Source organism: Mycobacterium kubicae, assembly GCF_015689175.1.
Classification (GTDB): Bacteria; Actinomycetota; Actinomycetes; order Mycobacteriales; family Mycobacteriaceae; genus Mycobacterium; species Mycobacterium kubicae.
Genome location: NZ_CP065047.1, coordinates 249,049 through 261,485 on the forward strand (window position 1 = coordinate 249,049; position 12,437 = coordinate 261,485).

Annotated in this window: 11 protein-coding genes; 8 read left to right on the forward strand and 3 right to left on the reverse strand. The window is 64.3% G+C overall.

Going from position 1 to position 12,437, the window contains the following annotated elements:
• The first annotated feature begins 27 nt into the window (after nt 1-27).
• The gene (locus tag I2456_RS01220; protein ID WP_068030070.1) at nt 28-594 is read left to right on the forward strand and encodes a TetR/AcrR family transcriptional regulator; all 567 of its coding nucleotides are present in this window, start codon (nt 28-30) and stop codon (nt 592-594) included.
• Here I2456_RS01220 and I2456_RS01225 read toward each other — a convergent pair.
• Nucleotides 562-1,506 carry a LysR family transcriptional regulator gene (locus I2456_RS01225; protein WP_068030073.1) on the reverse strand — a complete coding sequence of 315 codons (945 nt, stop codon included), beginning with the start codon at nt 1,504-1,506 and terminating at the stop codon, nt 562-564. The two genes, I2456_RS01220 and I2456_RS01225, sit on opposite strands and share 33 nt — an antisense overlap.
• A 78-nt stretch (nt 1,507-1,584) precedes the next feature.
• Between I2456_RS01225 and I2456_RS01230 the strand changes: the two genes are divergently transcribed.
• From I2456_RS01230 to I2456_RS01250, 5 genes are all read left to right on the forward strand, one after another.
• Complete coding sequence (locus tag I2456_RS01230) at nt 1,585-3,942, forward strand: CehA/McbA family metallohydrolase domain-containing protein (protein ID WP_085073808.1); 2,358 nt, start codon at nt 1,585-1,587, stop codon at nt 3,940-3,942.
• A 135-nt stretch (nt 3,943-4,077) separates the two neighbouring features.
• The gene (locus tag I2456_RS01235) at nt 4,078-5,100 is read left to right on the forward strand and encodes an ABC transporter substrate-binding protein (RefSeq protein WP_085073809.1); all 1,023 of its coding nucleotides are present in this window, start codon (nt 4,078-4,080) and stop codon (nt 5,098-5,100) included.
• A 68-nt stretch (nt 5,101-5,168) separates the two neighbouring features.
• Nucleotides 5,169-5,903: an ABC transporter ATP-binding protein gene (locus I2456_RS01240; protein ID WP_068156378.1), complete on the forward strand. Its 735-nt coding sequence runs from the start codon at nt 5,169-5,171 to the stop codon at nt 5,901-5,903.
• Nucleotides 5,887-6,744 carry an ABC transporter permease gene (locus I2456_RS01245; protein ID WP_085073810.1) on the forward strand — a complete coding sequence of 286 codons (858 nt, stop codon included), beginning with the start codon at nt 5,887-5,889 and terminating at the stop codon, nt 6,742-6,744. Before I2456_RS01240 ends, I2456_RS01245 begins: the two co-directional genes overlap by 17 nt.
• The gene (locus I2456_RS01250) at nt 6,734-7,834 is read left to right on the forward strand and encodes a hypothetical protein (protein WP_085073811.1); all 1,101 of its coding nucleotides are present in this window, start codon (nt 6,734-6,736) and stop codon (nt 7,832-7,834) included. Before I2456_RS01245 ends, I2456_RS01250 begins: the two co-directional genes overlap by 11 nt.
• A 1-nt stretch (nt 7,835) precedes the next feature.
• Here the strand turns inward: I2456_RS01250 and I2456_RS01255 are convergent, their stop codons facing one another.
• The gene (locus tag I2456_RS01255; RefSeq protein WP_085073813.1) at nt 7,836-8,396 is read right to left on the reverse strand and encodes a PadR family transcriptional regulator; all 561 of its coding nucleotides are present in this window, start codon (nt 8,394-8,396) and stop codon (nt 7,836-7,838) included.
• Nucleotides 8,397-8,515: 119 nt separating this feature from the next.
• Here I2456_RS01255 and I2456_RS01260 point away from each other — a divergent pair, with 119 nt between their 5' ends.
• Nucleotides 8,516-8,929: a nuclear transport factor 2 family protein gene (locus I2456_RS01260; protein ID WP_068030083.1), complete on the forward strand. Its 414-nt coding sequence runs from the start codon at nt 8,516-8,518 to the stop codon at nt 8,927-8,929.
• 2 nt (nt 8,930-8,931) lie between these two features.
• Nucleotides 8,932-9,981 (forward strand): LLM class F420-dependent oxidoreductase, encoded by a 1,050-nt coding sequence (locus I2456_RS01265; RefSeq protein ID WP_068030087.1) that lies wholly within the window; start codon nt 8,932-8,934, stop codon nt 9,979-9,981.
• A gap of 10 nt (nt 9,982-9,991) precedes the next feature.
• Here the strand turns inward: I2456_RS01265 and I2456_RS01270 are convergent, their stop codons facing one another.
• Nucleotides 9,992-12,247 carry an NADP-dependent isocitrate dehydrogenase gene (locus I2456_RS01270; RefSeq protein ID WP_085073814.1) on the reverse strand — a complete coding sequence of 752 codons (2,256 nt, stop codon included), beginning with the start codon at nt 12,245-12,247 and terminating at the stop codon, nt 9,992-9,994.
• Nucleotides 12,248-12,437: the final 190 nt, after the last annotated feature.

Here is a 12,437-nt window from a genome sequence, read left to right on the forward strand (position 1 = left end):
TCAACAGTTGTTGAATACACTGCTGGCATGCCGGCGAAGACCCGTGAAGGACGTGACGGACAGGCGACGCGAGCGACGATCCTGGCCACGGCTCGAACGCAATTCGGCAACAACGGCTTTGAGCGCACCACCATCCGATCGGTGGCGGCGGCGGCCGGCGTCGACCCGGCGCTCGTCATGCATTACTTCGGCAGCAAGGCCGAATTGTTCGCCGCCGCGTCTCGGCTGGACATCACCTTCCCCGACCTTTCCGATGTCCCTCCCGACCGCATCGCCGATGTGCTGCTGCCGTTGTTCGTAAGTGTCTGGGGACCGGAAGGGCCGTTCCTGCCGCTGTTACGGGCGGCCGCCACCAACCAGGCGGCCACCGACGCCTTGCTCGGGGTGTTCGTCGACCGGGTCGCCCCGGCGTTGGCCGCGGTCGTACCCGACCGGGCCCATGAGCGCGCCGCGTTGGTGGGTTCCCAAGTGCTGGGACTTGCCGTCGCGCGCTACGTTCTGGCGATCCCGGCACTGGCCGAGATGGATGACGGCGATCTCATTGCCTGGTTGAGGCCGGTGCTAGCGCACTACCTTGCCGGCCGCGCGCCCTGACGGCGGTTCGGTCCCAGCCCTGTCGGTGATGTGCTCGTGCACGCACTCGATGAACGCCTGCGTCGCAGCCGATCGCAGTTCGGCATGCGGAGCGACCAGGTGAACCTCCCGCCGCAAGACAGCGCCCCGCACGGGAAGCAGGACGAGGGCCGAGCCCACCTCTGCACGGCTTCGCGCCACCGATTCCGGAAGCAACGCCACGCCCAAGTCCTGGCAGACGAAATGGACCACCTCGTCGACACGAGTCACTTCAAAAGCCACGCGCCGCCGCACCTCCCCGAAGCCGCGATCGGTTTCATGGCGCAATCCGTATCCGGGCGGGAAGTCGATGAACGGGTAGTCGGCCAACGCGTCCAGTGACACAGCGGGGCCGGCGGCAAGTGGATGCCGGATGGGCAGCACCGCCACCAGCGCCTCGGAGAACAAGTGGTCGAAAGACAGCCGATCGGCCGATCGCGCCACGTTCGAACCGACGACCGCGACGTCGAGTTTGCGGTCGCGCGTCGCTTGCACCAGCAGGTCGCTGCCGCCACTGCGCAGTGTCACGGTGACGTCGGGGTAGCGGGTGTGAAAGGTCGCCATGAGGGCCGCAACGTCGAGGCTCTCCGACGGGATCTCCATCATCCCGACGGTGAGTCGCCCGGTCACCGCGCCACGCAGCGCTTGCGCGCTGACGACGATTTGGTCCAGCCCGCCGACGACCTGGCGCAACAGCGGAAGCAGGGATTCGCCCGCCGGAGTCAGCGAGACCGAGCGGGTGGTCCGGTTGAAGATCTGCAGTCCCAGTTCCTCCTCGAGCTTGCGCACCTGCTGACTCAATGCCGATTGCACGACGAACATGTTGTCCGCGGCGCGAGTGAAGCTGCGGCTTTCCGCGACGGCGAGTACATAGCGAATCTGCTGCAGGTTCACAATTGATCACTCCCAATGATTGATCAGATCATATCTATGCGCTGGACGCCTAAGTGCGGTGCGTCGAGAATTAGCCGAATGACCTCGGGTGACCGGCGCGAACGGCCGATGCCGGCCACTGCAGTCGCCGTGCGCCCGCAATCCGGCCTGCGAACCAACGACTGCTCCTCTGCCGAGGTGCGCGAGCGGATCAACGCTGAGCTCGAAGGCCTACCGTTTCTGGGCACCCTCGGCTGCGATAAGCGCACCCTGGTGGCCGGAGCGGTCGAGGAACTGAAGCTCACCTACACCGTCGGCCTCTCCGGTATCGCCGATAGCGGCTGGTTGAAGCTGTGCTTTCGCTACTACTCCGACTGGGACTTGCAGACCACCGACCCTGCCGGGCGTGACTTCGCCACGGCAACCTTGATCGATCGATCGCTGATCGGCGGAGCCTCGCCGGACGGCGCTGCCACGGTGCAGCGTTTGACCACTCGCTACGACGTCAAAGGCGGCGAGCGGCCCTTCCAGAAGTCGCTTCTGGTGCATGTGGTGGACGGCTACCTGCGTCCCGGTGACGTCATCGAGATCCGACTCGGCGACCGCCGGTTCGGCGGGGCCGGTACCCGGGTGCAGACCTTCGTCGAGGACGACTTCGAATTGCATCTCTATGTCGATCCCCTCGGCACCTCGCGCATGGCCCACGCCGCAGTCGCCAAGATCGACATTGCTCCGGGGCCGCCCGAGCGGTTGGTGGTGCAGGGTCCGCGCGTCGTGAGCCCTCGCACCGCGACTGTGCAGTTGCGCGCCCATCTGCAGGACCGCTGGGGCAATGTGTGCCGCGGCGTGCCTGCGACCGTGCGTGCCGACTGCAACGGTGAGCGCGCGGCCACGGCCCAGACACCGGCCACCGGATGGGCGCACGCGGTGCTGAGCCTGCCGGCCCGGGCCGGTGTCTTCGCGGTAACGGCGGAAACGGACACCGTGACGTTCGGGCCGACCACCGCCGAGATCGACGTGGTGGCAGACCTTCCCGCTCCCCGGGCCTATTTCGGTGACCTGCATGTGCACTCCAACGACACGGTCGGAACGCAGAACACCGATTGGAATCTGCGCTATGGCCGCGATATCGGCGGACTGGACATACTCGGCTACACCGCCAACGACTTTCAGATCACCGACGGCGCCTGGGCGGACGTTGTCGCAGCCTGCCGTGCGGCATCCCACGACGGCCAATTCGTGTGCTTTCCGGGAGTGGAGTGGTGCGGAACCGCCGGTGTCGGCGGTGATCACAACGTCGTCTTCCTCGGTGAAGACACCACCATTGCGCGATCCCTGGAGTGGCGCCAGGGCATGACCGCCACCGCGCCTACCCCGCAGACGTGGCCTATCACCGAACTGTATGCCGCCTATGAAAAAGAGCCCGACTCATACTTGTTGATCCCGCATGTCGGGGGCAGGCGTGCGGTATTGGATTGGCACCACCCCGAATTGGAACGCCTCATCGAAGTGCATTCCAGCTGGGGCAGCAGCCCATGGTTCCTCGAGGACGCACTGTCGCGCGGGCTCAAGTTGGGGGCCAGTGCGGCCAGTGACGAACATCGCGGCCGGCCCGGCGGCGGGGCACCCGGCGCCAACATCTTCGGCGGACACGGTGGTCTGACCGGCGTCCTGGCCGACGACCTGACCGCGAAATTCGTCGGTCGGGCTTTGCGCTCGCGGCGAACCTGGGCGACCACCGGCAGCCGGTCAGTTGCGCTGCTGCGCAGCGGGAGCGACTGGATGGGGGACGAAATCCTGACTGCCGCAGCGAGTCTGGAAGTCGACTATGCGGTGTACGGCAGCACGGGCTGGGAAGAACTGGCTATTTACGACACGCACGGACCGCTATGGCGGCGCGACCTCAACGCCGAAGCCGGGCTTTCGGATTCCTTGGTGCGGATTCGCTGGGGCGGTGCGCGGCACCGGGACCGTTACCGTTGGGCCACCTGGGTAGGGCACCTGAAAGTCACGGAGACGTCGATTGATTCGGTGCAACCCTGGGCGACCAGCCATCCCGAGCAGGCCATTGACGTCACCGGCCCAACGGTCTCCTGGCGCACCGCTACCTACGGCTCCGACGTCGGCGTGATTGTGCGCCTCGGTGACCTCGCGCGGGCACAGCTGCGGATCGACACCACAGTGACCGAAGACGACAGCGCTGCGAGCCTGACCGTCACCGGCGCACAGTTGATCGCGCAATCGCGCTACGAGCAGGCCGTCGGCGGGCTGAACCTGCGAATACGGGTGGAACGCATCGCCGAGCCGGCAGCACTGCCCACCGCTGTCACCGGAGCGCTGCCGGTGAATCTGCCTCCTGAGCACAGTGCGATTTATCTACGGGCCGCGCAGTGCGACGGACATCAGGTGTGGACCAGTCCGCTGTTCATCTCTCAAGCCGCGACGGAGCCACGATGACGAAGCACGCGGCGCTGACGCGCCGCCGCCACGTCGACTTCGGTCGTATCACCTGCGCGGCGTGTCCGGCATGTGTCCGGTGAATCCACCCGGCTGCCGACCGTCCCACCAATTCGAACATCCCCGGGAGAATCCGTGTCCCGTCCTCGACAGATCTATTTCGCAATCATCTCCGCATTCCTCGTCACCGCGGCGCTGGCCGGCTGCACCGGGGGCGGACCGACCCCCAAGTCGTCTGGGGTCACGTTGCGGTTGGGCTACCTGACGCGAATCACCCACGCGTCGGCGCTCGTTGGCATCGAGAACGGCGCGTTCGCCAGGAATCTCGGCCCCGGCGTCAATTTCCAGCCGCAACCGTTCAGTCAAGGCACCGCCGAAACGACAGCATTGCTGTCAGGCCAACTCGATGCCGCCTTCGTCGGTCCCAATCCGGCGTTCAACGCCTGGCAGCGGTCCAATGGCACCGCCATCAAGATCATCTCCGGCTCCGCGACCGGCGGCACATCGATGGTGGTCAAGCCGGGTATCACGGCCGCAGCCGACCTGCGGGGGAAGACCGTCGCCGACCCCGCACTCGGCGGGGCGCAAGACGTCAGCCTGCGCGATTGGTTGCTGAAGAACGGGCTGAAGACCAATCCACAAGGCGGCGGCGATGTTTCGATCAAGCCGACCACGCCTGAGTCGGCCATCGTCCAACAGTTCATCAGCAACCAGATTGCCGGTGCCATCGAATCCGCCCCTTATGACGTCCAGCTGGTCAACGCCGGCGGGGTGCGGCTCTGGTCAGATCCCAACACCATCACCATTCTGGTTGTGCGGCAGGAATTCTTGTCCGCCCATCCCGATGTTGTGGCGGCCTTGGTCCGCGGCCAGATCGAAGCGAACGACACGATCCACAACAATCCGGATGCCGCTGCCCAAGCTGCCAACGCCACTTTGACCAAGGCGCTCGGTAGTGGGCTCTCACCCGAGGTGTTGACTGCGTCGTTCCAGGAGACGACTTTCACCAATGACCCCGGAGTGCAGTCGCTCAACGACCAAGTCCGAAAAGCCGTGGCTGTGGGCCTGTTACAGCCACTCAATCTCGACGGCATCTTCGATCTGGGTCCGCTCAACCGAGAACTCGCTGCGGTGGGTAAGCCGGCGGTGGCGGCGTGACGACGATCGCCGGGCGGGAGGTGGCCGTGTCCGATCCCGCTGCCAACGCGCCCGCCGCGATTCCAGCCATTCGACTGGACCAGGTAAGGAAACACTTCGGAACCGGGCGGTCATCTGTCGCCGCCGTAGGCCCGATTTCGCTTACCGTGCGAGCCGGTGAATTCGTCTGTCTGGTAGGGGTTTCGGGCTGCGGTAAAAGCACCCTGTTATCCCTCATCGCTGGATTGGACCGGCCCACATCAGGTGTGTTGGACACCGGTGGGCACCGAGTCGCGCTGATGTTCCAGGAGGCTGCCCTGTTCCCGTGGTTGACCGCGGCGGGAAACGTGGAACTGGCGTTGCGGGCGCGAGCGATGTCGCGCCAGCAACGACGCGCGAAGGCTCGCGAACTCTTGGAAACCGTTGGACTGACAGCTTTCGCCGACAACAGGCCGCACCAGTTGTCCGGCGGGATGCAGCAGCGAGTCGCATTGGCCCGCGCGCTGGCGCAAGACGCCGACGTGTTGCTCATGGACGAGCCCTTCGCCGCCCTGGACGCTTTGACGCGCGACCGTCTCCAAGGCGAGCTCGAGCGAATCGTGCTGGCGCGCAACCTGACCGTCGTCTTCGTCACCCATAACGTGCGTGAGGCGGTACGCCTTGCCGATCGCGTCGTGCTGTTGAGCCAACGGCCCGCCACGATCGTCGAACAATTTGACGTGGCGCTGCCGCGCCCACGCGACATCAACACCGCTCAGGTTGCGGAACTGGCCGCAGAAATCACCGAGCAACTCAATCGGAGCGCACATGCTGACGGCACCTGATCCCACGGTCCGCGTACTGCCGCCCACGAATCCCGGTACGCGACGGCGCAGCATTGCGCATGTCGTCGCGGCCGCCGTCTGGCCGAAGTTGCTGGCAGTCACCGTGCTCGTAGTCTTCTGGGAGCTGATCGTCCTGAGCGGATGGAAGCCCTCGTTCGTACTGCCCGGACCCGTCGCCGTTGCGGAAAATCTCTGGCAGCAGCTGCATGGTGTGGTGCTGTGGCAAGCCATCGGCACCACCATGGGCCGAGCCGTCACCGGATTTGCTCTCGCAGCGGTGATCGGATCGTTGACCGGCGCGCTGATCGCCCGGAATAAATTGTTCCGCAAGGCATTCGGCCCATTGATCACCGGCCTGCAGACGATGCCGGCGATCGCGTGGTTCCCGTTCGCCATCATCTTCTTCGGCCTGAGCACCACCGCAATCCTGTTTGTCATCGTGGTCGGCGCCGTCCCGTCCGTAGCCATCGGAGTGATCTCCGGTGTCGACCACATCTCACCTGTGTTGCTGCGGGCAGCGTCCACCTTGCAGTTGAAATCGCTTGCCTTGTACCGCCTGGTGATCCTGCCGGCCGCCCTACCGATGTTCGTCGCTGGACTGAAGCAGGGGTGGGCTTTCGCGTGGCGCAGCCTGATGGCCGGTGAGCTCGTCGTGCTGGTTGCCAACACGTCATCGATCGGGGTGTTGCTCGAGAATGCGCAGAATCTCAGCGACATGCCCTCGGCGATCGCCGTCATGATCGTGATCCTGGCGATCGGCATCGTTGTCGACGCGTTGTTCAGCACTTTGGACCTGCGAATCCGCCGTCGGTGGGGGCTGCTGGACGACCATGACGCCTGACGGTCACCAGTCGCAGCGACCGCCGTTTCGACTCTGGGCTTTCGGTGACGCACACGTAGGGACCGACAAGTGCTTCGGCCGAGACAGTCTGGCAGAGGCCATCATTCACTCAGAGTTCGGCGGGCCCGATGGCGGGCCGGCGTTCGAGTGGGATCTGGCCATCGATGTCGGCGACATGTCGGGTAAGCATCACAGCCTTCCCGACGATGCCGAAGGACTCGAGGTCACCCGGCAGTTCGCAGCGCTGCGCCGGCACCGGCGCGAGGACATCTACGACGTGTGCGGCAATCACGACCGAAGTGGCCTCGACGAGCCGGAGGCATGGTGGTGGCGCAAGTGGGTGGACCCACTCGGGGAGCACCCGGAAAGCTCCGGCGTTGATGCGCATGCGCGGCGCTACCCGGTCACCGGAACCTGGGAGCGCTATTCGTTTCAGGTGGGCAACCTGCTGTTTCTGATGATGAGTGACCGCAACGAGCCGACCCAGCGGGTCGGACGTGGCACCCTTGGCGGAAACCCGGGCGGCGTGGTCAGCGGTGAGACTTTCCAATGGTGGAAGAACATGGTTCTGGCCCATCCCGACCTCAACATCATCTCGGTGCATCACTATGTCCTCAAAGACACCACCGTCGCTTCGGGGGAATGGGAGGGGGTCCGCAAGGGAGCCGACGGCCAATGGCACGAGCATTACCACCGTCCGTTCGCGCAAGGGACGCCCCATGCGGCGTCCTATCTCTATTGGGTCGACAGCCAACCCGATTCCGCTCAGTTCGAGTCGTTCCTGGCCGAGGAACCAGGTCGGGTGGCGATGTGGCTGGCCGGCCACACCCACACCCATCCCGATGACCAGCACGGCGGTAAGACTCACATCGAAAACCGCTGGGGCACTTGGTTCCTCAATGTCGCTTCGCTGAGCCGCCACCACATGCCGCTGACCACCCTGCCGCTGAGCAGGCTGCTGACCTTCACTCCCGACAGCGCTGACGTGCGGGTGCAGTGCTACCTGCACACCGACCAGCACGCTCCCCAGGGCTGGTATGAGCCCGCCGAGAAAACCATCACATTGCCCCGCCCGTTTCGGTGGTGCTGATTCAGGTCTGCGGCAGCCGCTGCCCGATGACCGCGAGTGCCCGCTCGGCCCACCGAATGTTCTCCTGCTCGAACGAAATTCCGCGCAGCAGCGTCAGGTAGGGCCCCACCCGTTCGGCTTGGCCAAGGTACTCGTCTTCGGTTCGGCCGTCGAGCATGCGAGCGCGAAACCGTTCGTAACGTTCCAGCTTGGCGCTCGCCCATGCCAGCCGTTCGGCCACGAAGTCACGGACCGCCACGGCATTACCGGCGTCAGCAGCCAGCACCTGAACGGCAAGCTCGTCGCGGATCACCGAAGGCCGCGGCGCGCGGGAGGTGAAGTGTTGGATCGCTTCGTAACCCGTCTCGGTCAGCGAGTACATGCGCTTGTTGGGCCGACGTTCCTGATGGACCATGCGGGCCCGGATGAGACCTTGTTCGGCCAGTCGGTCGAGTTCCCGGTACAACTGCTGCGGCGTGGCCATCCAGAAGTTGGCCACCGACGCATCGAATTCCTTGGCCAGGTCGTAGCCGGAAGACTCCCCTTCGAGGAGCGCGGCCAACACCGCGTCACGTAGTGACATCGGCCGAGCGTACAACGCCGCGACTAATCAACAAAGTGATTAATCACCTCTGGACAATCCGCCCGCTCACGATCTACCGTCCAAGCAGTACTCAACAAATTGACTAGCAGAGGTGTCGTGTGACTTCGCAGAACCCCTTCCGCGCGGCAGTCGAGGCGCGCGACGCGGCCGCCCTCGAGGCGCTACTCGCCGACAACGTGGTCTTCACCAGCCCGGTCGCCTTCAAGCCGTACGTCGGCAAGCCGATCACCGCCGCGATTCTGCGCGGGGTGATGCGCATCTTCGAGAATTTCCACTACATCCGGGAATATGGCGACGGTCATGACCACGCGCTGGTGTTCGAAACCGGGATCTCCGGGGCACCCGGGGTGCTGGTCACCGGTTGCGACTTCCTGCACGTCAACGACGACGGACTGATCGACGAACTCATGGTGATGGTGCGGCCCCTCACTGGCGCCCAGGCGTTGTCCGAGGCGATGGGCGCCCAGTTCGACCGCATCCAACGCGAAGCGCTCGAAGGGGTGTCGAACTAGCCATGCGGATCGGACTGGGCATCAATTACGCGGGCGGGTTCAAGGATGTGGCCGCGGAAGTGGCCGATCTGGAAAGCGCCGGCCTGGATATCGTCTTCGTCCCCGAGGCGTACTCCTTCGACGCGGTAAGCGCGCTGGGCTACTTGGCCGCCAAAACCGAACGGGTGCAACTGGCTTCGGGCATTCTGCAGCTCTACACGCGAACGCCGACCTTGACCGCGATGACCGCGGCCGGTCTGGATTACGTCTCCGACGGGCGGTTCACGCTCGGTCTGGGCGCCTCTGGCCCGCAGGTCATCGAAGGTTTTCACGGTGTGCCCTACGACGCTCCGATTGCTCGCACCCGCGAGGTCATCGAGATCTGCCGGCAAGTGTGGCGGCGTGAGTCGGTGCAATATCAAGGCCGCCACTACACCATCCCCTTACCCGCTGAGCAGGGCACCGGTCTGGGTAAACCGCTCAAGCTCATCAATCACCCGGTGCGCGAACGTATCCCGATATTGGTGGCCGCACTTGGACCGAAGAACGTGGAGCTGGCAGCCGAGATCGCCGAGGGCTGGCAACCGATCTTCTACCTGCCGGAGAAGGCGCAAGACGTCTGGGGTGAGGCTTTGGCGAGCGGCCACGCCCGGCGGGACCCGGCGTTGGGTGCGCTGGATGTGTATGCCGGTCCGACGCTGGCCATCGGAGACAACGTCGAAGGGCTGCGCGAGCTGGTGAAGCCACACCTTGCGCTCTACATCGGCGGCATGGGCGCCAAGGGCAAGAATTTCTACCACGCCTTGGCCACAAAATACGGCTATGGCCCGCAAGCCGACCGCATTCAAGAGCTTTACCTGGCCGGGGACAAGGACGGTGCCGCCAAGGTGGTGCCCGATGAACTAGTCCGAGACGTCAACCTGATCGGTACGCCGCAGTTCGTCAAAGAACGTCTGGCGGCGTTCCGCGAGTCAGGCGTCACCACTTTGAACGTGGTGCCGCTGGCGGGCACACGTGCCGAGCGGGTCAAGCTGGTGGAAACGCTCCGTCAGCTCGTGGACGGCGTCAGGTAGTCGGCGGCCCTCACGCGCGAGGGTCGGCGGGATCCTTGTCGCCGGTGATGGCTGCGTTCAGGGTCTTACTCGGCCGCATCACCGCTGTGGTCTTCTCACTGTCCGGCGCGTAGTAGCCATCGATGTCGACCGCGTCGCCCTGGGCCTCGTTGAGTTCGGAAACAATGGTTTCTTCGTTCCTGCTCAACTCGTCGGCCAGCTTGGCGAAGTGATTCTTGAGCTCTTCGTCTTGGTCCTGGGCGGCGAGTTCTTCTGCCCAGTACATCGCGAGGTAGAACTGGCTGCCGCGGTTGTCGAGCTCACCCGTCTTGCGCGACGGGCTCTTGTCGTTCTCCAGCAATTTGCCGATGGCCGAGTCCAGTGTGGTGCCCAGGATCTTGGCCCGCGGATTGTCCATCTTGCGGCCCATGTCTTCCAGGCAGGCGCCCAGCGCAAGGAATTCACCCAGGGAGTCCCAGCGCAGGTGGTTCTCCTCGACCAGTTGGTGGACATGCTTGGGCGCCGAGCCGCCGGCGCCGGTCTCGTACATGCCGCCGCCGGCCATCAGCGGCACGATGGACAGCATCTTGGCGCTGGTGCCGAGTTCCAGGATCGGGAAGAGGTCCGTCAGGTAGTCGCGCAGGATGTTGCCGGTGGCGGCGATGGTGTCCAGGCCGCGGATCAGGCGTTCCAGTGTGTACCGCATCGAGCGCACCTGGGACATGATCTGGATGTCCAGGCCCTCGGTGTGGTGATCCTTCAGGTAGGTCTTCACCTTGGTGATCAGCTCGTTCTCGTGCGGACGGTAGGGGTCCAGCCAGAACAACACCGGCATGCCGGAGTCCCGGGCGCGGGTGACGGCGAGTTTGACCCAGTCGCGGATCGGGGCGTCGCGCACGATCGGCATGCGCCAGATATCGCCTTCTTCCACGTTCTGGGTGAGCAGCACTTCACCGCTGTCCAGGTCGACGATGTCGGCGACGCCGTCCTCGGGAATCTCGAAGGTCTTGTCGTGCGAACCGTATTCCTCGGCCTGTTGCGCCATGAGACCGACGTTGGGAACGGTGCCCATCGTAGCCGGATCGAACTGTCCGTTGGTCTTACAGAAGTTGATGATCTCCTGATAGATGCGGGAGAAGGTGGACTCGGGGTTGACCGCCTTGGTGTCCTTCTGCCGCCCGTCGGCGCCGTACATCTTGCCGCCGGCGCGGATCATCGCCGGCATGGAGGCGTCCACGATGACGTCGCTGGGGGAGTGGAAGTTGGTGATGCCCTTGGCCGAGTCGACCATCGCCAGTTCCGGGCGGTGTTCGTGGCAGGCGTGCAGGTCACGGATGATCTCGTCGTGCAGCGAGGCGGGCAGTGACTCGATCTTGTTGTAGAGGTCGACCAATCCGTTGTTGACGTTGACGCCGAGTTCGTCGAAGAGTTCCTGGTGCTTGGCGAAGGCGTCCTTGTAAAAGACCTTGACCGCGTGCCCGAAGACGATTGGGTGCGAGACCTTCATCATGGTGGCCTTGACGTGCAGGGAGAACATCACGCCGGTCTTGCGGGCGTCTTCCATTTGCTCTTCGTAGAACTCTACGAGCGCTTTCTTGCTCATGAACATGCTGTCGATGATGTCGCCCTCGAGCAGTTCCACTTTGGGCTTGAGCTCGAGGGTTTCCCCACTCTTGGTCTTGAGCACCATCTTGACGTTGCGTGCGCGGTCCAGCGTCATCGACTTCTCGCCGTGATAGAAGTCACCGCGCTTCATGGTCGCGACGTGCGTGCGCGAGGCCATGGACCATTCGCCCATGCTGTGCGGGTGTTTGCGGGCGTACTCCTTGACCGCCTTCGGTGCCCGGCGATCGGAATTGCCTTGCCGTAGAACGGGATTGACCGCGCTGCCCAAACACTTGCCGTAGCGCTCCCGAATCTCTTTCTCTTCGTCGGTCTTCGGGTTCTGCGGAAAGTCGGGAAGCTTGTAACCCTTGCCCTGCAGCTCTTTGACGGCGGCCACCAGCTGGGGCACCGAGGCGCTGATGTTGGGCAGTTTGATGATGTTGGTTTCGGGCCGCTCGGTGAGCTCACCCAATTCGGCCAGCGTGTCCGGGACGCGCTGTTCTTCGCTGAGGTAGTCGGGGAACTGGGACAGAATCCGGGAGGCCAGCGAAATGTCGCTGGGCACAATCTTGATACCGGCGGGCTCGGTGAAAGCACGCACGATGGGCAAGAAGGCGTAGGTCGCCAACATCGGCGCCTCGTCGGTCAGCGTGTAGTGGATGGTCGGCTGCTCGGCGCTCATGGTTGTTCTCCCGGCGTCAGTGTCGGTCACACGTCAAGGGCTCTGCGTAGAAACGGTGGATGTCAGTTCGCCATCCACTATGTCAGCAGTTGCCCCGGGGCGGCCACGTGCGTCCCGGAGTCCAGAGGGGGTTCATGGACACGGCGGTCGCCAGGACGCCACCGCCGTTCCGGGCGCGTCGCTAAACGCG

Coding starts and splice junctions, on each gene's coding strand:
- I2456_RS01220 (WP_068030070.1), top strand. CDS start 28: ATGCCGGCGAAGACCCGTGAAGGACGTGACGGACAGGCGACGCGAGCG.
- I2456_RS01255 (WP_085073813.1), bottom strand. CDS start 8,396: ATGTCACTACGTGACGCGGTGTTGGCCGCGCTCCTCGAAGGGGAGTCT.
- I2456_RS01265 (WP_068030087.1), top strand. CDS start 8,932: ATGCGGATCGGACTGGGCATCAATTACGCGGGCGGGTTCAAGGATGTG.
- I2456_RS01250 (WP_085073811.1), top strand. CDS start 6,734: ATGACGCCTGACGGTCACCAGTCGCAGCGACCGCCGTTTCGACTCTGG.
- I2456_RS01230 (WP_085073808.1), top strand. CDS start 1,585: ATGACCTCGGGTGACCGGCGCGAACGGCCGATGCCGGCCACTGCAGTC.
- I2456_RS01245 (WP_085073810.1), top strand. CDS start 5,887: ATGCTGACGGCACCTGATCCCACGGTCCGCGTACTGCCGCCCACGAAT.
- I2456_RS01270 (WP_085073814.1), bottom strand. CDS start 12,247: ATGAGCGCCGAGCAGCCGACCATCCACTACACGCTGACCGACGAGGCG.